Source organism: Adhaeribacter pallidiroseus (assembly GCF_003340495.1).
GTDB classification, from domain to species: Bacteria; Bacteroidota; Bacteroidia; order Cytophagales; family Hymenobacteraceae; genus Adhaeribacter; species Adhaeribacter pallidiroseus.
Genome location: NZ_QASA01000001.1, coordinates 5872291 through 5889649 on the forward strand (window position 1 = coordinate 5872291; position 17359 = coordinate 5889649).

General features: G+C 44.6%; 14 protein-coding genes. 4 read left to right on the forward strand and 10 right to left on the reverse strand.

The window, feature by feature from the left end; genetic code table 11:
* Window positions 1-6: 6 nt before the first annotated feature.
* Window positions 7-1623 (reverse strand): Na+/H+ antiporter, encoded by a 1617-nt coding sequence (locus AHMF7616_RS23425; RefSeq protein ID WP_115375092.1) that lies wholly within the window; start codon window positions 1621-1623, stop codon window positions 7-9.
* A gap of 125 nt (window positions 1624-1748) precedes the next feature.
* Between AHMF7616_RS23425 and AHMF7616_RS23430 the strand changes: the two genes are divergently transcribed.
* Window positions 1749-3140 (forward strand): sulfatase family protein, encoded by a 1392-nt coding sequence (locus tag AHMF7616_RS23430; RefSeq protein WP_115375093.1) that lies wholly within the window; start codon window positions 1749-1751, stop codon window positions 3138-3140.
* Between the two features lie 89 nt (window positions 3141-3229).
* Here AHMF7616_RS23430 and AHMF7616_RS23435 read toward each other — a convergent pair whose 3' ends face one another.
* On the reverse strand, window positions 3230-5623 hold the full coding sequence (locus tag AHMF7616_RS23435; protein ID WP_115375094.1) for a glycoside hydrolase family 95 protein: 2394 nt from the start codon (window positions 5621-5623) through the stop codon (window positions 3230-3232).
* A 369-nt stretch (window positions 5624-5992) separates the two neighbouring features.
* Here AHMF7616_RS23435 and AHMF7616_RS23445 point away from each other — a divergent pair, with 369 nt between their 5' ends.
* Complete coding sequence (locus AHMF7616_RS23445; RefSeq protein ID WP_115375096.1) at window positions 5993-7216, forward strand: ROK family transcriptional regulator; 1224 nt, start codon at window positions 5993-5995, stop codon at window positions 7214-7216.
* Between the two features lie 103 nt (window positions 7217-7319).
* Window positions 7320-9239 (forward strand): glucosamine-6-phosphate deaminase, encoded by a 1920-nt coding sequence (gene nagB / locus AHMF7616_RS23450; RefSeq protein WP_115375097.1) that lies wholly within the window; start codon window positions 7320-7322, stop codon window positions 9237-9239.
* A gap of 162 nt (window positions 9240-9401) precedes the next feature.
* On the opposite strand, the gene AHMF7616_RS23455 is transcribed toward nagB, so the two are convergent.
* Window positions 9402-10265: an alpha/beta fold hydrolase gene (locus AHMF7616_RS23455; protein WP_115375748.1), complete on the reverse strand. Its 864-nt coding sequence runs from the start codon at window positions 10263-10265 to the stop codon at window positions 9402-9404.
* 190 nt (window positions 10266-10455) lie between these two features.
* On the opposite strand from AHMF7616_RS23455, the gene AHMF7616_RS23460 reads away from it, so the two are divergent.
* Window positions 10456-11061 carry an HAD family hydrolase gene (locus tag AHMF7616_RS23460; protein WP_115375098.1) on the forward strand — a complete coding sequence of 202 codons (606 nt, stop codon included), beginning with the start codon at window positions 10456-10458 and terminating at the stop codon, window positions 11059-11061.
* A gap of 252 nt (window positions 11062-11313) precedes the next feature.
* Here AHMF7616_RS23460 and AHMF7616_RS23465 read toward each other — a convergent pair whose 3' ends face one another.
* The 7 genes from AHMF7616_RS23465 to AHMF7616_RS23495 all read right to left on the reverse strand — a co-directional run bounded on the left by AHMF7616_RS23465 (window position 11314) and on the right by AHMF7616_RS23495 (window position 17312).
* Window positions 11314-11991 (reverse strand): hypothetical protein, encoded by a 678-nt coding sequence (locus tag AHMF7616_RS23465; RefSeq protein ID WP_115375099.1) that lies wholly within the window; start codon window positions 11989-11991, stop codon window positions 11314-11316.
* A gap of 106 nt (window positions 11992-12097) precedes the next feature.
* Complete coding sequence (locus tag AHMF7616_RS23470; RefSeq protein WP_233507720.1) at window positions 12098-12748, reverse strand: hypothetical protein; 651 nt, start codon at window positions 12746-12748, stop codon at window positions 12098-12100.
* 80 nt (window positions 12749-12828) lie between these two features.
* The gene (locus AHMF7616_RS23475) at window positions 12829-14169 is read right to left on the reverse strand and encodes a porin family protein (protein WP_115375101.1); all 1341 of its coding nucleotides are present in this window, start codon (window positions 14167-14169) and stop codon (window positions 12829-12831) included.
* Window positions 14163-14705: an RNA polymerase sigma factor gene (locus tag AHMF7616_RS23480; RefSeq protein ID WP_115375102.1), complete on the reverse strand. Its 543-nt coding sequence runs from the start codon at window positions 14703-14705 to the stop codon at window positions 14163-14165. Before AHMF7616_RS23480 ends, AHMF7616_RS23475 begins: the two co-directional genes overlap by 7 nt.
* A gap of 388 nt (window positions 14706-15093) precedes the next feature.
* A complete protein-coding gene (locus AHMF7616_RS23485) occupies window positions 15094-15411 on the reverse strand; it encodes a Fic family protein (protein ID WP_158546239.1) in 318 nt (105 codons plus the stop codon).
* A complete protein-coding gene (locus AHMF7616_RS23490; protein ID WP_115375104.1) occupies window positions 15408-15689 on the reverse strand; it encodes a hypothetical protein in 282 nt (93 codons plus the stop codon). Before AHMF7616_RS23490 ends, AHMF7616_RS23485 begins: the two co-directional genes overlap by 4 nt.
* Before the next feature lie 441 nt (window positions 15690-16130).
* Complete coding sequence (locus AHMF7616_RS23495) at window positions 16131-17312, reverse strand: ImmA/IrrE family metallo-endopeptidase (RefSeq protein ID WP_115375105.1); 1182 nt, start codon at window positions 17310-17312, stop codon at window positions 16131-16133.
* Window positions 17313-17359: the final 47 nt, after the last annotated feature.

Here is a 17359-nt window from a genome sequence, read left to right on the forward strand (position 1 = left end):
GCCGGGCTAATCATTCTCGAACTGTTGCCGCAGCTTTTCTTCTTCCAGGTCGAGTAAGGTTAGGTGCTTGCGCACGATTTCTTCGTCTACTTCGGCCTTTTTGTTTATCTGGTGCAACAAGTGGCGTTCGTGCGTTAATATGTCGGCCATAATTTCGCGGTAATTCTCTACGTTGGCATCCACCCAGGTGTTACCTGTTTCGGGTTTTTGAAAATGGTCTAAAAAAGCAAGGTCGCTTTGTAGCCGTTGTTTCAGGCTTTTAATTAATTCATTTTCCGCTACATGGGTGGCATATTTCTGCTGAATGAGCGTTAAGGCCGCGTTTTTTAATTTTTTACGCACTTTCAAGTCCTGCTCGGGCAGCGATAAAGGATAATCGGTATCTGGCGGATTGACCCAGCGAATAACCAACGGCAAGGTTAAACCCTGAAAAACCAAAGTTACCAGAATAACCGTAAAGGTGATAAACAAAATAAGATTGCGCTGCGGAAAAGCTTCGCCATTACTTAATACCAGCGGAATAGCTAAAGCCGAGGCTAAAGAAACCACGCCCCGCATCCCGGCCCAGCCCACAATCAAAGGTCCCCGCCAGCCCGGGTTATTATCGGCGGTGGTAATGTAGCGGCTAATAAACCGGGTAAAGAGCGAAGCCCCAAAACAACACAGCAACCGGGTAATAATTACCACCAGCGAAATAAGCAAACCATATTTTATAGCTTCGCTTAAAGAGGTATAGTCGCCGAGCTGTTGCACAATAACCGGCAGCTGCAAACCAATCAGCATAAAAATAAAGCCATTGAGCGCAAAACCCACGGTTGCCCACACATTGGCGCCCCGTAACCGGCTCAGGTGACTCAATATGGTGTGGCTGTGATGTGATAAAAACAATCCGCCGCTAACTACGGCCAATACCCCAGAGAAATGAAACTTCTCGGCGGTGAGGTACATCACGTATGGTGCCATAAAAGTAAGCACGGTATCCATGCTGGGCGTAGTGGGCAACCACCGGTGAATGGCGTAAAATACCAGCGCCACGCCCAAGCCGGTAAGCGTACCCATGATAATTACCACCAAAAAGCTGGTAATGGCTTCGTGCATCACAAAGCTGCCCGATACCACGGCGGTTAAAGCAAACCGGAAAACAATTAAGCTAGATGCATCATTCAATAAACTTTCTCCCTCCAGAACCGAAACAATGCGTTTGGGTACCGATACATCTTTTAAAACGGAGGTAGCCGATACCGCATCGGGCGGCGAAATAATAGCACCTAATAAAAAACCCAAAGCCAAGGTAAAACCCGGAATAAGCGCGTGCGAAATAAAGGCAATAACGCTGGCGGTAAGAATAACAATTAAAAAAGCAAAAGAACCAATGACCCGCCGCCACTTCCAGAACTCTTTCCAGGACGTGTACCAGGCAGCTTCGTAGAGCAAAGGCGGCAGGAACAACAAAAATATCAGTTCCGGCTCTACGCGGATCACGGGTAAACCCGGAATAAAACTCAGCAGTAAGCCACCCAGCACCAGAACAATCGGGTAAGAAATTTTGAGCCGGCGGGCCAGCATCACCAGAAACAAAATTACCAGCAGCAAGGCCAGGTAAAAGAACAGGGTATTCTGCATAGAAGCTACTTATAAGTACCGGCCTTAATGTTATCTAAAAAATTGGTAAAATTGCCGATGGCCCGCTTATTTTTAAATTTTGTTATTTTCGTTCAGAAACTCCTACTCGCATAATTACCAGATTGATGAAAAATTTTAAAAATATAATGCCTTGGGGCCTTCTTTCCTTGTTGGTGACGGGTGTTTTTTTCGCCTTTCGGCCAAAAGCAACTAAACTGCCCAACATTATTGTGGTGGTAACCGATGATCACCGTTGGGATGCTCTGGGCGCTATGGGCAATAATATTATTCAAACACCGCACCTGGATAAGTTGGCGCGTAAAGGTTTGCTGTTTAAAAACGCTTACGTTACTACGGCTATTTGCATGGTGAGCCGCGCCAGTTTACTCAGCGGTCAGTACTTATCGCGGCACAAGATTAATGAATTTACCACCGATTTCAGTAAAGAAGCCGTGGCGCAAACCTATCCTATTTTACTCAAAAAAGCGGGGTATACAATTGGCTTTATCAATAAATACGGCGTCGGGCAGAAGAATACGCCCAAAGCTTATTTTGATTTTTGGACCTGCACGCCCAAACTACAACCCGACTACGAAATGCAAGACGAAGCCGGCCATTTTATTCATAATACCGACCAGACCGACCGCGACATTCAAACTTTTCTGGACCGGTTTGGCAAGCAAGCGCCTTTTTGTTTATCCATCGGGTTTAAAGCGCCGCACGAGCAGGACGGCGATCCGCCGCGCTTTATTGTGCAGGAAAAATTTAAAAATTTATACCAAAACGTAACTATCCCCACTCCCGAAACCGCCGACCCGAAATATTGGAACAGCTTTCCGGCATTTTTTAAAAACGATAAAAACATTGCCCGCGTCCGCTGGAAGCCGTTATTCGCTACCCCGGAGCTGGCCCAGGAAACCACCAAAAATTACTACCGCTTAATTACCGGCGTCGACGAAGTAATCGGCAATATGGTAGCTAAATTAGAAAAACTAGGCATTGCCGATAATACCGTAATTTTATTTATTGGCGATAATGGCTTTTACTTAGGCGAACACGGCCTGGAAGGCAAGTGGTTTGGCCACGAAGAATCTATCCGGGTACCTTTAATTCTGTACGATCCCCGGCAGCCCGCTGCCTTACAAGGAAAAACTATCAGCGAAATAGCGCTTAATGTGGATGTGGCTCCTACTATTTTAAAATTAGCGAACCAACCCATCCCCGGGCAAATGCAGGGAGTAGATTTACTGGCTTTAGCCGCGCAAAAGCCCGGAACTGCCCGCCAAAGTTTCTTTTACGAACATACTTTTATGGGCAGTCCGCGTTTACCCAAAGTAGAAGGCGTGGTGAGCCGCGAAATGAAATACATGCAATTTATCGAACACCATTACGAAGAGTTGTACGATTTAAAAAAAGACCCGAAGGAAAAGCAAAATTTGGCTGCTGATCCGACTTACCAAAAACAATTGCAAATAATGCGCTTTCAGTACCAAAAGTTAAAGCAAGAAGCGCAGTAAAAGTCTACTTTGCATGCAGCTTAAAGCTATTCTACCCGCCAAACTTTAAATTTTTACGGGATTTAAACCTTTACGATAATTATCTGAAATTACCACGCAATCACTTGCTTCTGGCCGGGCTGTAGCTTTACTATTTTAGATTGATTGCCATACTGCAAAGTGGCCTCACCTCCTTTTATAGAACGGATTTCTGTTTGTTGCAAACGGTTGTTTTGCCAGTTCATGTTTACTTCAAAACCACCCCGGGCTTTTAACCCGTTTATTTGTCCCTTTGCCCAACTGGCTGGTAAGGCCGGTAATAAGTCCAGGAGTACGCCTCCCGAAGCGGTTGGCACATGGCTTTGCAGCAGCATTTCGGCCATACCGGCGGTAGTACCAAAATTAGCGTCCATCTGAAAGGGCGGGTGCTGGCCAAATAAGTTCGGTGAGGTGCTTTTGGTAATAACTACGTCCAGGCTGCTTTTCGCTTTTTCGGCTTCTTTTAAACGGGCATACTGGCTTACTAACCAGGCGGCGCTCCAACCCGTGTGGCCGCCGCCTTTGGCAATGCGGTAATCCAATGACTTTTTAGCCGCCGCCGCTAACTCGGGCGTTTGAATTAAATTAATCTGGTTACCCGGGTGTAACGCAAATAGATGGGAAATGTGGCGGTGTCCCGGTTCCGCTTCCGGAAACTCGCTGGCCCATTCCATTAAGCGGCCATCCGAACCAATCTGCGGCCCGGCTAATTGCTGCTGGGCCTGGGCAATGCGTTTGGTCCAATCGTCCTGCACACCGAGTACGGTAGAAGCCATCCGGAAATCATGGAACAATTGCCAGATGACCTGCTGTTCGTGCGCCGGCCCCATGCTGATCTGGCTTTTGCTGCCATCGGGGGCGATAAACGTATTTTCCGGGGAACCGGCCGGCCCCGACACCAGCTTGCCGGTTTGCGGGTGCACCACCAGCCAGTCCAGGTAAAATTCGGTAGCCGCTTTTAATACCGGATAATGTTGCTGCAGAAAAGCTTTATCCTGCGTGAACCGGTAATGCTCCGCAATGTGCTGGCACAGCCAGGCGGTTGCGCCCGTGTGCATGCCCCAGCCAGCTTCTTCGCCGGGCGCGGTATAGCCCCAAACGTTGGTAATCGGGTGAATAACCCAGCCGCGGGCGTGGTAATGCACGCGGGCCGTTTCGGAACCGGGTTTGGTAAGCGACCGTAGTAAATCGAAATAAGGCAGATGCATCTCGGGCAGGTTGGTCACCTCGGCTGGCCAGTAATTCATCTGAATGTTAATGTTGGTGTGGTAATCGCCGTTCCAGGGGGTTTGCAGCTTGTTCGTCCAGATGCCCTGTAAATTAGCGGGCAAAGTACCCGGCCGCGACGAGGCAATGAGCAAATACCGGCCGTATTGAAACAACAACTCGTACAAATGCTGGTCGGTGGAATTATTTTTAAAATTAGCTAATCTTTCGTCGGTAGGTAGTTTATCTTCCCCCGTAAACAAATTAAAGGAAACTCGTTTAAAATAAGGCTGGTACTCGGTTAAGTGCCTGTTAAGTAATTGCTTGTACGGTTTTTGAGCGGATTTTTGCAAATTGCTTTGGGTGATATTTACATAATCCCGGCCTTTGTAAGTAGGATACTCCAATTTATAATCCGTGGAGGCGGTAAGCAGCAAAGTTACTTCGTTGGCTCCCTGAACCGTTAGGCCGGTGTTGCTGTACTTTACCGAGCCTTTAGTCACTAAAGCTTTCAGCCGGGTCATGTATGCGAGTCCGTCGCCGCCTTTACCGTTGCTTAGCTTACCGGCCATTACTAACTGGCCGTTTTCGGGGTAAGTCCGGAACCGTTCGGCACGGGTTAGCTGCGCAGTAAACGAAAGCTGCCCCGGTTTGCTGGCCGTGAGGTGTACTACCATTACCTGATCGGGCTGACTAATAAATACTTCGCGCTGAAACTGCACGTTATTTTGCGTATAACTTACCCGCACCACGGCATTGTTCAGGTCGAGTTCCCGGCGGTAATTCTGATAAGGCGCTTTTTGGGTAAAATCGAGATACAGTTCGCCTAAAGGCTGAAAACTACCAAAAGGTACCGTAGATCCGTTGCCGTGTCCGGAACCTTGGCCTTTGGCAATTTGTGTTTTATTCGTGAGAGCGGTGGCTTCTTGGTACTTGCCGGCAAACAACAACTTCCGGATTTCGGCCTGGGCGGCAAATGCCTGGGGGTTGTTGTTATCGTCCGGACTTCCCGACCACATGCTTTCTTCGTTTAGCTGCAGGCGTTCGCGGGGCACATCACCAAAAACCATAGCTCCTAACGAACCGTTACCCAAGGGCAATGCTTTCAGCCATTCCGGGTCGTCTTTCCAACCGTTCGGATCGTCGGGTGCCTGCGCATTGGCGGGTTTGGTATACCATAATTTTAAATTTGGCTGCGGTTGCGCCTGAACCATTGCCGATAAAAAACACCCGAAAAGCAAAAGCCAAAATTTAATCATAAAGGAACAATTAAAAAAACAGGTTAAGGTCCGTATTTGGCCAGCCTAATCTTAAAACAAGCCGTACTGACGAGCCCTGCAGTTACCTATAGCGAAGTAGCAGGAGTGATGCCGGTACGGTTAAGTAAACGTAAAAGACAACCTAGCTACAAACTTGAAAATAAGCACTCGGCCGGTTTGTTGCAAAAGAATCTTATTTATTCGCCCGAAAACTTGTTTTAATAGCGGCTAAGTTACTCTTTTAGATACTTTATGTTATCAAAAAGTAAAATTTTTTAAATTTATCCTGACTTTCGTAAAAATTTTAGTAAAGTTTGTTTGTTAACCAAAATAATTTAAATATTTTGCAGCGTAAATAAAGCTAAACAAATGAGTACCTTGTTTTTGGAAGATGCCTTCTTACAAACGCTCAACCACGTAGAGCGCAAGAAGCATTTGCAGAAACTAAAGATTATCAAGTATCTGTACCTGAAAGGTGCTAAAACCAACGCGGCTATCTGCGAGCATTTCTCCATTAGTGCGCCTACCTCTATGGCGCTGCTCAACGAATTAATTACCGACGGCATTGTGGAGAAGCAAGGCCGGGGCTTATCCATCGGCGGCCGCAAACCCGATTTATTTGGCTTACAGGAAAATTCCTTATTTGTGCTGAGCATCGAAATGGAAAAGCACAAAACCCGGATGGCTATTTTTAATAACAATAACCAGAACATTACCGGTATCCGTACTTTTTCGCTGCAAATAACCCAGGATTTAAGTGCTCTGGACCAGCTGCATACCTGCGCCGAAGAATTGATTTTAGACTCGGGCCTGAAAAGAGATAAACTGATTGGTATTGGCATGAGCATGCCCGGCCTGGTAGCTTCAAAAGAAGGAAATAATTATACGTACTTACTAAACCCCGATAAAGCAGAGTCGCTGGAGCGGGTACTGGAAGAAAAATTTCAAAAACCGGTATTTATTCAAAACGACGTAAAAACCATTAGCCTGGCGGAGCACCGATTCGGGTTGGCCCACGGGAAAAAAGACGTACTAGTAATTTGGATGAACTGGGGCATTGGCCTCGGCATGATCCTGGACGGAAAGCTGCGGAGCGGTACTTCGGGCTTTGCCGGCGAGTTTGGGCATATCCCCATGGTGGAAGACGGCCTGCTGTGCCAGTGCGGCAAGCGGGGTTGCCTGGAAACCATTGCCTCCGGCATGGCCTTGGTACGGTTGGCCAAAGAAGGCATAAAAGCCGGGGCTATCTCGCTGTTAAGCACTATGCCGGAAATAGAATTAGAGCAACTGGAGCCGGCAACCATTATCGAGGCCGCCAACCGGGGCGACCAGTTTGCTATTTCCATTTTATCGGAAATCGGGATGAACCTGGGCAAAGGCTTGGCCAGCCTGATTCAGCTGTTTAACCCGGAACTGATTATTTTGAGCGGCACCATTGCCGAAGCCAAGCAATACATTACTACGCCGGTGCAGCAATCATTAAACACGTATTGCATGGCGCAGCTCCGCGAAAAAACCAGTATAGCGCTGTCTAACCTCGGCGAAAATTCCATGATTTTAGGCTCGTTGGCACTGGTAATGGAAAATATTTAAAAAAACTCCTGCCGGATAATTGCAAGTAAACCAGGGCATACGAACCAGCTACGTGTAGCAACCAAATCAAGTCTATTATAAAACTTTTATATTTTGTTAAACTATGATCCGCTTAAACTTACTCGAAGAAACCCGTTTTGAAAAGCTACCCGTTACGGTTTACCCCGATCAGCACATTGCCTCGAAGCAAGTAGCCCGCCGCATTTGCGAACTTATCCGCCGGAAGCAGCAAAACGGAGAAACCACCGTGCTGGGTCTGGCTACCGGTGCCACCCCGGTGGGGGTCTACGCCGAACTGGTTCGGCTGCACCGCGAAGAAGGCTTAAGCTTCCGGAATGTGATTACGTTTAACCTGGACGAGTATTATCCCATGAAGCCCACCGCGCCGCAAAGCTACGTGACGTTCATGAACGAAAACTTATTCGACCACATTGATATTCCGCGGGAAAACATCAACATTCCGAACGGAACCTTGCCGCTGGAAGAAATTCCGGCTTTTTGTTTAGAGTACGAGCGCAAAATAGAAGATTTAGGTGGCCTGGATCTGCAAATATTAGGGATTGGCCGGACGGGGCACATTGGTTTTAACGAACCCGGTTCGGCGCCGAACTCCGGTACCCGCCTGGTAACCCTCGACGATCTGACCCGCCGCGATGCTTCCCGCGATTTTGGCGGGAAAGAAAACGTGCCGACCAAAGCCATTACCATGGGCATCGGTACTATTTTCAAAGCCCGCGAAATTATTTTGATGGCCTGGAACCGCAAAAAAGCGCCGATTATTAAAAAAGCGGTAGAAGGCGAAATGTCCAGCGAAGTACCGGCTACTTTTTTGCAGCTTTCAGATAGTGTAGAGTTTGTGCTGGACGAAGATGCCGCTGCCGAACTAACCCGTTTTGATACGCCGTGGCAGGTAAAAGATTGCGTCTGGGACGAGCAAATGACCAAAAAAGCGGTTATCTGGTTATCGCGGTTGTTAAACAAACCGATCTTAAAACTGACCGAAGAAGATTACAACAACCACGGCATGGCCCAACTGGCCGTCGAAAAAGGACCGGCTTACAACATCAATATTCACGTTTTCAATAAAATACAGCATACCATTACGGGCTGGCCGGGCGGTAAACCTGATTCCGATGATTCGCAGCGGCCGGAACGGGCCAACCCGGCGAAAAAGCGCGTCATTATTTTCTCGCCGCACCCCGACGATGATGTGATTTCCATGGGGGGTACGTTTATCCGGTTAGTAGACCAGAAGCACGATGTGCACGTGGCTTACCAAACCTCCGGCAACACCGCAGTGTGGGACGACGATGTGCTGCGCTACATGGAATTTGCCATTGATTTTAACGCCAGCATTGGGGAAGACAACAGCAAGTTTCACCAAATCTACGAGGATATGCGGCAGTTTTTCGAGCATAAACAACCCAACCAGGTAGATACCCGCGAGATCCGCGACGTGAAAGGCTTTATCCGGAAAACCGAAGCTATTTCGGGTGCCCGTTACGCGGGTTTAGCCGACGACCATATTCACTTTATGGCTTTGCCGTTTTACGAAACCGGTAAAACCAACAAAAACCCGGTTACCGACCGCGACATTGAGTTGACCATGGAGTTGTTGCAACAAGTAAAGCCGCACCAGATTTTTGCCGCCGGCGATTTTGCCGACCCACACGGCACGCACATTGTTTGTTTCCGGATTATCCTGGAAGCGTTAAAACGCCTGCAAAAAACCGAAAACTGGACCCAGGATTGCTGGTTATGGATGTACCGCGGTGCCTGGCACGAGTTCGAAACCCACGAAATTGAAATGGCTGTACCGCTGTCGCCGCAGGAAGTGGAACGTAAACGCAACGCTATTTTTAAACACCAGTCGCAGAAAGACCGGCCCGTATTCCCCGGCGACGATGCCCGGGAGTTTTGGGTACGCGCCGCCGAGCGCAACCGCGAAACTGCGAAAATCTACGATAAGCTGGGACTGGCCGATTACGAAGCCATGGAAGCATTCGTACGCTGGAAATTTTAAAAAATTTTAATTCAAAGCTTGTACCAAGGTTGATAAAGCTGGTTGGGAAGACACAACCAGCGGCACTACAACGCAATTAGAACAAGTAACGCAAATGCCGCCGTTTGTGTCTGCACAAACGGCTTTTTAAAAATCACCTTCCTGTTAACCTTAAGAGATAAATCAGGCAGGTGATTCTGTTTTTATAAAGTCCAAAATCAAGTTATTAACTACATCCGGTTGTTCGTGGTGCAGCCAATGCGTAGCCTTATCCAGAAATTCTAAGCGGCCATCGCGGCATTGGTCGATGCTGGGCTGGGCCATGGCGGCGCTTAAAAATTTATCTTGCTTGCCCCAAATCAATAAAGTAGGTACGTTTATTTTATCTTTACCCGTGAGCGGATCGTATTTGTAAGCCCGGTACCAGTTAATCATGGATCGCAGCGCACCGGGTTGTTGCCAGGCTTTTTTGTACAAGGCCAGGGTTTGGCGCGAAAAGGTGTGGGGCCAAGCCGTTTGCACCACCGAGCTTTCTAAAATTTTAAAATGGAAAGCCCGGCAAAGCCACTCCGGTAAAAAAGGCACCTGAAAGAACCCGACGTACCAGCTGCGCAACCGTTGCCGTCCGCTATTTTTTAAATGTTCGTGTAATACCACCGGGTGCGGCATATTCAGAATAATTAGTTTGTGTATTAGTTCGGGATAATGCTGTGCCATGGCCCAGGCTACGGCACCGCCCCAATCGTGGCCAACTAAGTAAACCTGCCCGGTCGTTAATTGCCGGATTAAAGCGGCTATGTCGGCGGTGAGGTGGGTTAGCGTATACGCTTTTACTTTTTGAGGTTTGCTGCTGCGGTTATAACCGCGTTGGTCGGGCGCTACCGCGTAAAAACCTTGTTCCGCGAAGAACAAAAGTTGCTGCCGCCACGACAGTCCTATTTCGGGAAACCCGTGTAAAAACAAAAGCAGGGGTTGATTAGCAGCGCCGGCGGTGGTTACTTGCAGCTGCACGTTGTTTACCGCGTATATTTTTTGAGTTAAGGTCATAGGTAAACGTACTGCAAAAGGCGGCTTCGGGATATAGGCGGGCAATAAGAAAATAGTAAATTTAACTCGAATTTTAAAAAACAGGTTTGTAGCCGTCTACGCGAAATAGATTTTAGACGTAAACTGAAAAATTGATTTTTTACGTAGCCAATTAAACCATCCCGGATAAAAATTTAAAAAACTTACCCCAATGATACAAACTATTATTTTCGATTTAGGCGGCGTGCTGATCGACTGGAACCCCGAGTATTTGTACCGCAAGCTGTTTACCGATGAAACCGAAATGCGGCATTTCCTGGAAAATGTGTGTACCCCCGATTGGAACGAAGAACAAGACGGCGGCCGCACCATCCGGGAAGCCACCGATTACCTGCTCGCCAAACACCCGGAACACGCCGAAAATATCCGCGCTTTTTACAATCGTTGGCCCGAAATGCTGGGTGGCGCTATTGCGGGTACCGTGGCTATTTTTAAAGAATTAAAAGAAACCGGCAAATACCAGTTTTACGCGCTTACCAACTGGTCTGCCGAAACGTTTCCGGTGGCGCTGGAACAATTCGATTTCTTGGGTTGGTTTGACGGCATCGTGGTGTCGGGTACCGAAAAAGACCGCAAACCCTTTGCTTCTTTCTACCAAACCTTATTAAATCGCTACCAGGTACACCCTGAAGAAGCCATTTTTATTGATGATAACTTGCGTAACATACGTGCCGCCGAGGCTTTGGGAATTGCTTCTATTCCGTTTACTACGCCGGAAGCGTTGCGCGCCGACCTACAAGCGCGCGGCATTTTATAAAAATACCAGCTGGCCGATAATGTTTTTTTAAATTTAAGGATATAAGTTAGCGGTTGCAGCTAGGCGCGCCAATACAGTTTAACGGTATTGTTTTTAAACGGATTAGTTACCAGCTACCTCTAGTTGCACTCTCTTTAAACACCGTGGCAAGTAATCATTAAGTTTAAAGAGAGTGCTTATGCATAATGGTGCCTGAATAAATTAAAAGAAACCAGCCGGCTTTATTTCGGCAAAATCGGGTAAATAACCTCGTTACAGTTCGCGATATTTCATGCGGAGCAGCCCTTTTACCGGTGCGGCCGGGTTAAGGCCGGGTTCTGCGGGATAAATCCGGGTCATCAGGGCATTTATTTCAAAAATAACTTCCAGGGTTTTTACCTGGCCTAATACCGGGTCGGGTTCGGTTCCTTCGATTAACTCCGTAATTTTTAGATAACTGGTAGCATCCTGCGCGTAATCGGCCCCATAAAAGCTGTAATTTTTGTCGTCCCGCATCTGCAACCTGAAGCCTGTGGTAACATCCCGATGGAGCATGGATAGAAGAATCTTATTACCCACGGCGAGTTTTTCTTTTACCCGGTCATAAGGGTAGTAACTTTTAACCGCCGCTGGCAAGTCAGTATCAGCGATATAATCGTTGCTGTATTTAATTAAAGGTAACTCTACTATGATGCTATATCCGTTAAGCGTATCCGCCACGGTGAAGCTATGAAGAATATAGGAACCATCCTGGGGGGCAGAAGGGCCTTTAACCGAATTATTGGCGATAATGTTGGTTTTACCAAATTGCCACCCGTTGGGCATCGTGCCCGTATAGCCAACAGATTGTAATTGCATCTGTCGCTGCGTTCCCTCCGGATCTTTAGCGCAGCCAAAAAGAAGCACTACAATTAGAGTGGTTAACAGCTGGGTAAATTTTCGATTTTTCATAAAAGCAGGAAAGTTGTAGCTAAACTATTTGGAAAGGCTGTGCTGCTGGATTATAGCAATGGCGAATGTAATAAAATGACTTCGTGAAACTGTTTAAGAGTTTTTGCTAAAACTCCCGGTATTTCATTCTTAAAAGCCCGGTCATTTTGGTAGGAGGCTTGGGTACCGCTGATTGGGGATCATACATTTTTATATCCAGGTCGAATATTACTTCCAAGGTTTTAACACTGCCCAAAACCGGGTCGGGTTCGGTTCCTTCTACTAATTCTACAACTTTTAAAAAACTGCCTGTTTGATTCGGGCCTTGGGAAACAAAGCCGGTGTAGTTGGTATTGTTATGTATTTGTATTCCGAAACTGCTGGTATCGGCATTAGCGGTATTAAAGCCGTACAAAATTTTATCTCCCATGCGGAGTTTCTGCTTTACTTTATCGTAAGCATAATATTGCCGGGCGATCTGTTTTAATTCACTCCCGTCGTCTTCGTGACCCAGAATAAAGGCAGGGCTGTATTTAACTTGCGGTAAATCCATGCTAATGCTAACGTTGCTGAGCGTATCCGTAATAACTAAGCCATGGTAAATAAAGGAACCATCCTGCGAGTTAGCAGAACCACCTACGGCGTTGGTAGCTACCAGACCGGTTTTGCCGAAATCCATACCTTCGGGCAGCGTGCCGGAAAAGCCGATAGATTCTATTTGGAGCCGCTTCGGGGAGTTATCTTCTGCCGGGTCGCAGGCGAAAAGAAATAGCACCATGAAAGCAGCTAAAAGATGGGTAAGCATTTTACTTTTCATATTTAAATTGATTTTTTTAAATTTTTAAGAAGATTGGGAGCCTACCGGGTAGTTTTGGTTGGGTCTGGTGCGCGGCTGAAACGGCGTTTAAAGGTTAGCTGCAACCCAAAAGTATAAGGCCGCAAGCGAAAGGGCTCTTGCTTTCGGTAAATAGAACCAAGGTAATACGTGAAAGTGGGCATTAGCCGGCCCTCAAAAAGGCTACCTAAAGGCTTGCTAAACCCCAAGCCCACCGCTACGTGGTAATTTGCTGGCGCGAGTAAATTGCGGCGGGTAGATTCGCTGGAATCTTGCCATTGCCCGTTGTAGGATTGGTAGGTTTTCCCAGTGAGCAGCCAATTAGCTCCTCCTGCTACGGTAACATTAAACTTGCTTTTGGAGCGTTCCCGGAAGTAATACGTTAAGCCAACTTGCGTTCTTCCGTAATGGTAGGTACTAACAAGTTGCCGGGTGTTCTGCAAAGAATTAAAAACGGGGCTATCATTCTGGTAGGTAAAGTTTTCTTTTAGTTTTAACCAGGCAATAGTTGCTTCCCAGTGTAATGGCGTAGTAATGGGTTTGCTGACCAGCAAGCCTAGTTCCAACCCAAATCGCTCGGCACTTCCGTGATGGCGGTTTTTTAAATAAGTGGCAAACAAGCTGTCCGGCGCATGCGACACCACTGACCTAAAGGCGTAATTAGGTGCCACTAAAAATCCTAACAACCAATCTTCTTTTTTTTCTTTTTGGCTTTTATTGGGTGAAGTAACCAGTGGCTTAACCCCCGCCGAATCGGACTTACTGCGTACTGCTTGCTGTAGTTTAGTAGCGGAATCTGCGGCAACGGCTTGCTCCTTGGTGGTATAAACGCTGTCTTCAGAATTTTGGGTAGTGAAATTAATAATTACTTGTTCTGTAGATCTTGTTTTTTCGGTGACTCTCGTGGCCTTCGAAACTCCAGGGAGAGCTTGGTATTTTTCTGATTTTACAGTGCGCTGGTTAATGGCTCTGGCCGTTGATTTGTTCGGCTTCCTCGTAAAGTTTAAGGGTGGGTTTAAAGCTGGAGCGAGCGGCCAGGTTAATGGGTTATTTTTTAAATTTTTTCGGGTGATAACGGGTTTAGCAAGTTGCAACGGGCGGCCTGAAGTTTTTAGATTAGCTTGGTTATTATGCTCCCCAACCTGAATTGGTTTGCCCGCTAATTGCTGGTTCTGCTGCTTCGAAAAATTTAAAAAAAGCAAAAGTCCCAGTACTAATAAGCTGCCACCTACCCACCAATATGCCCGAAATTGTTTTCGGGGTTTTATTTCGGTTTTAATATCATCCCAGGCCGTAGCCGGCGGCTCCATTTCGAGCTGCGCCATTTTACGCCGTATTATTTCCAGTTCTTTATCGGTTAGCATGATTTAGTAATGGAGTACTTCTGCAAAATCTTTTTTAAGTAAACTTTGGCTTTGGTTAACTGCGACCGCGATGTAGCCTCGGCGATGCGCAGCATTGCGCTGATTTCCTGGTGCGAGTAACCTTCGAGCACGTACAGGTTAAATATTATTTTGTAACCGGCCGGCAACAGGTTAATTAAAACCAATAGTTCTTGTTCCGATATAGCGTCGAGCACATTATCCTCGGCGGGTAAAGTTTCTTCGATGGAGCTGTAATCGAGCTGGTCCTGGTATTTGCGATTGCTGTGGTAAAAATTAATAGCAGTGTTCACAAAAATGCGCCGCATCCAGCCTTCCAAAGAGCCGCCCTGGTACGTTTTTAACTGCCGGAAAACTTTAATAAAAGCCTCCTGGAAAATATCCTCGGCTTCGGGCCGCGAAGAAGTGTACCGGACGCAGATGGCCATCATGCGCCGGGAATAAAGCTGAAATAACTTTTCCTGGAAAGCTGGTTTTTCCTTTTTACAACCGGCAATAATTTCCGCTTCCGAATACAAAATAGAACGCTATTATAATCTGATATTTTGGTTCAAGGCAATTAAGTGGGAGTTCTATATACAAGACAAGCTAAACTATAATGATGCTGCTTGGTCCATTAAAATTTTTTGAGGATAAAGCCTACGGGAAAAGGCACCCCGCGCATAGGAGTAAGATTACTTTTGTATAGACCCGGCTTACCAGAAAATGCCTTGTAAGTCCGATTTTAATAAATCAGACTTTCTTTTTTAAGGCAATGGGGCAACATTTTTAAAAAAGGCCGGCACTTATCGTAATTTAATTCATAATAGTTACTACCCAGGTGTATATGCTGGTAGTAGGCCACCTGATGATCTTTGTAGTATTTTTCGGAAGGAATTTGCCAGTACTGGTTACCTAATTTTGCGGCTAAAAACCATTTTCTAAAAGACGGGTTGCCCGGCCATTACCATCCTGCAATGGATGAATATGGGCTAACTTTAAATGAATAAGAGAAGCATAATAAAATGCTTCTGCTGGTGAAAGAGTTTGTTGTAGTAAAAAAGCAATTTGCCGGAAGAACTCCTGCATTGTTTCTTTTACAAATTCAGGTTCAATAGCTAGGTAAACCAACCCGGATACGCTAAATACGCCTATTTTATCCGTTCTGCATTTGCCTCTTTTACTAGCGATAACCGGCGTTTTAGCTACTATTTTATGGCAATTCAGAAAGTTTTTCTCGTTCAAACTATTTTTTTGCACCCATTCGTAAGCCGCAACCAGGTTATCAATTTCTTGTAATACTTTCGGCGGTTTAAATTTTTGAGCAGAAAATTTAAACCGCCGAAAGTATTTAAGTCAATGCGGTTGCCTTCAATATTAGCAGAATAAACCGCCGAAGCTTGCGTAGCGTAACTTAAATTCCCCGTTTGTTCCTTAAAATCAAAATTAGCCGCCAGCTTTTCTATATCTTTTCCAATTTGCTCGTGATATTCTTGAAAATACTTTCTATCAGTAATATTCATTCCTTTTGTTTACAAGTTTGAATTGCAGAAGGTTTATTATACCAAAAGAATTAAGCATTGGGCAAAATTTGATGTTAATTGAGAGAATAAATATCTTCTGACTGATTGTTAAAGGTTTTTTATTCTATACCTTAGCCTTTGATGTTAATATTGGACGTTTATAATGATTGTGTCTTCTGATTTGCAATATTTGTTTAAACTTATGATTAATTTTTTATAATTTAAAACTTATGATTTTTATAGTTCTATTAATTAATTTAGAAAAGATTAGTTCTGCTTTCAGTTATGGATTTTGCATCAGAATTATCTTGTAATTCTTTAAAATAATTTGTCCAATGGCTAGTTTGACCTGTGGCATAAGTTATAATTCCTAAATCAGATAATCTATATTTTACACTTGTCTTACTAACCGTAAAAAAGTCTGCTAAAAAGGTTATTATTTTAAAAAAAATCTTCCCGATTTACCTGCTGATTATCGTAATAAATAGTTCCTTTATTTCTAATTCCATGGTTTATTTGGTACATTATTAAACGCACAGATATGCTGTTTTTCTGCATAAGTAGTGACGCGGCAAATTGATTCGCTTGCCATTCTATCCAATGTTTTGCATTTACTAACTCATGCTTTCCTAGTATCAAATTATATTCTGAATCTTTAAAGTTATCATATACTTCTTGATCTAGTGTGAGTTTACTATGAAGAAAAAAATGGCCTAATTCATGAGCGAGTACAAAGGAGAATCTTTCTGTTAATTGGATAGAATGATCTATGAAAATAGATTTTGATGCATTGTTATAAAAACCTATTATTTTATTACCGTTGGAATCAAAACCTAGATCCTGATTAAAATCTGTCTTTAAACTATACTTCTGATTTAGATAGATAATGAATTTTGACAAACTTATTTTGTCGTGGTAGATAAGTATGCCTGGATCAAATGATGTTAATATGTCAGTAGTGATTTTCTCGATTGATTCATTAGATAATCTAAGTAATCCTTGAACTTGATTGTTTTCTTTACTTGATTTAAAAGGTTTGTTTTTAAATAAATTAGTAAAAAAGTTTTCTAAAGTAACATTCCAGGAGAATGCAGTACTATTTATTCCAAGAATCAAAGGTGCATCAAAGTTTTGTTCATCCTTAAGTTCTTTTATTGAATTATATCCATTATAAATGTTACTACTTCTATTTATTTTATGTAATTTTATATCATAAGAATTGTCATCTCCTGCTTCAATAAGCATGATCCCTTTTGATTTAGCATATCTAAAGGCTCCATCTTGGAAAGTATTATCTGTAATAAAAATCCCTTTTACATGTACTCCAGCTACTTGTTTGATTTTATCATGAAATTCTTCGACATCACTTACAGGAACTTTGTGGTTAGAATAGCTTTTGCACTCAATTATACATAAGAGAGTATAACGTTGAGCTCCAGGTGGCCAAACCTCAATTGCTAAATCAAAAATAATATCACTTTCTCTATCTTTGGAATAATATTTCTTCTTTTTATAAATAGTACATTGTGCAGGTATAATTCCTAATTGCTGGCTATTGATAGCATCTTCAATTAGTTTAAATGATTTTTCCTCAAAAAAATCTCCTTTGTTGACAGTACTCATATGGAGATAAAATGGATATTATTTAAATATATTTAATATGTAATATT

What these genes read in the sequence shown, in the direction of transcription:
- AHMF7616_RS23465 (WP_115375099.1), bottom strand. Translation starts at nt 11,991, where the DNA reads ATGAAAAATCGAAAATTTACCCAGCTGTTAACCACTCTAATTGTAGTG.
- AHMF7616_RS23425 (WP_115375092.1), bottom strand. Translation starts at nt 1,623, where the DNA reads ATGCAGAATACCCTGTTCTTTTACCTGGCCTTGCTGCTGGTAATTTTG.
- AHMF7616_RS23455 (WP_115375748.1), bottom strand. Translation starts at nt 10,265, where the DNA reads ATGACCTTAACTCAAAAAATATACGCGGTAAACAACGTGCAGCTGCAA.
- nagB (WP_115375097.1), top strand. Translation starts at nt 7,320, where the DNA reads ATGATCCGCTTAAACTTACTCGAAGAAACCCGTTTTGAAAAGCTACCC.
- AHMF7616_RS23475 (WP_115375101.1), bottom strand. Translation starts at nt 14,169, where the DNA reads ATGCTAACCGATAAAGAACTGGAAATAATACGGCGTAAAATGGCGCAG.
- AHMF7616_RS23435 (WP_115375094.1), bottom strand. Translation starts at nt 5,623, where the DNA reads ATGATTAAATTTTGGCTTTTGCTTTTCGGGTGTTTTTTATCGGCAATG.
- AHMF7616_RS23470 (WP_233507720.1), bottom strand. Translation starts at nt 12,748, where the DNA reads ATGGTGCTATTTCTTTTCGCCTGCGACCCGGCAGAAGATAACTCCCCG.
- AHMF7616_RS23460 (WP_115375098.1), top strand. Translation starts at nt 10,456, where the DNA reads ATGATACAAACTATTATTTTCGATTTAGGCGGCGTGCTGATCGACTGG.
- AHMF7616_RS23490 (WP_115375104.1), bottom strand. Translation starts at nt 15,689, where the DNA reads ATGAATATTACTGATAGAAAGTATTTTCAAGAATATCACGAGCAAATT.
- AHMF7616_RS23430 (WP_115375093.1), top strand. Translation starts at nt 1,749, where the DNA reads ATGAAAAATTTTAAAAATATAATGCCTTGGGGCCTTCTTTCCTTGTTG.
- AHMF7616_RS23495 (WP_115375105.1), bottom strand. Translation starts at nt 17,312, where the DNA reads ATGAGTACTGTCAACAAAGGAGATTTTTTTGAGGAAAAATCATTTAAA.
- AHMF7616_RS23445 (WP_115375096.1), top strand. Translation starts at nt 5,993, where the DNA reads ATGAGTACCTTGTTTTTGGAAGATGCCTTCTTACAAACGCTCAACCAC.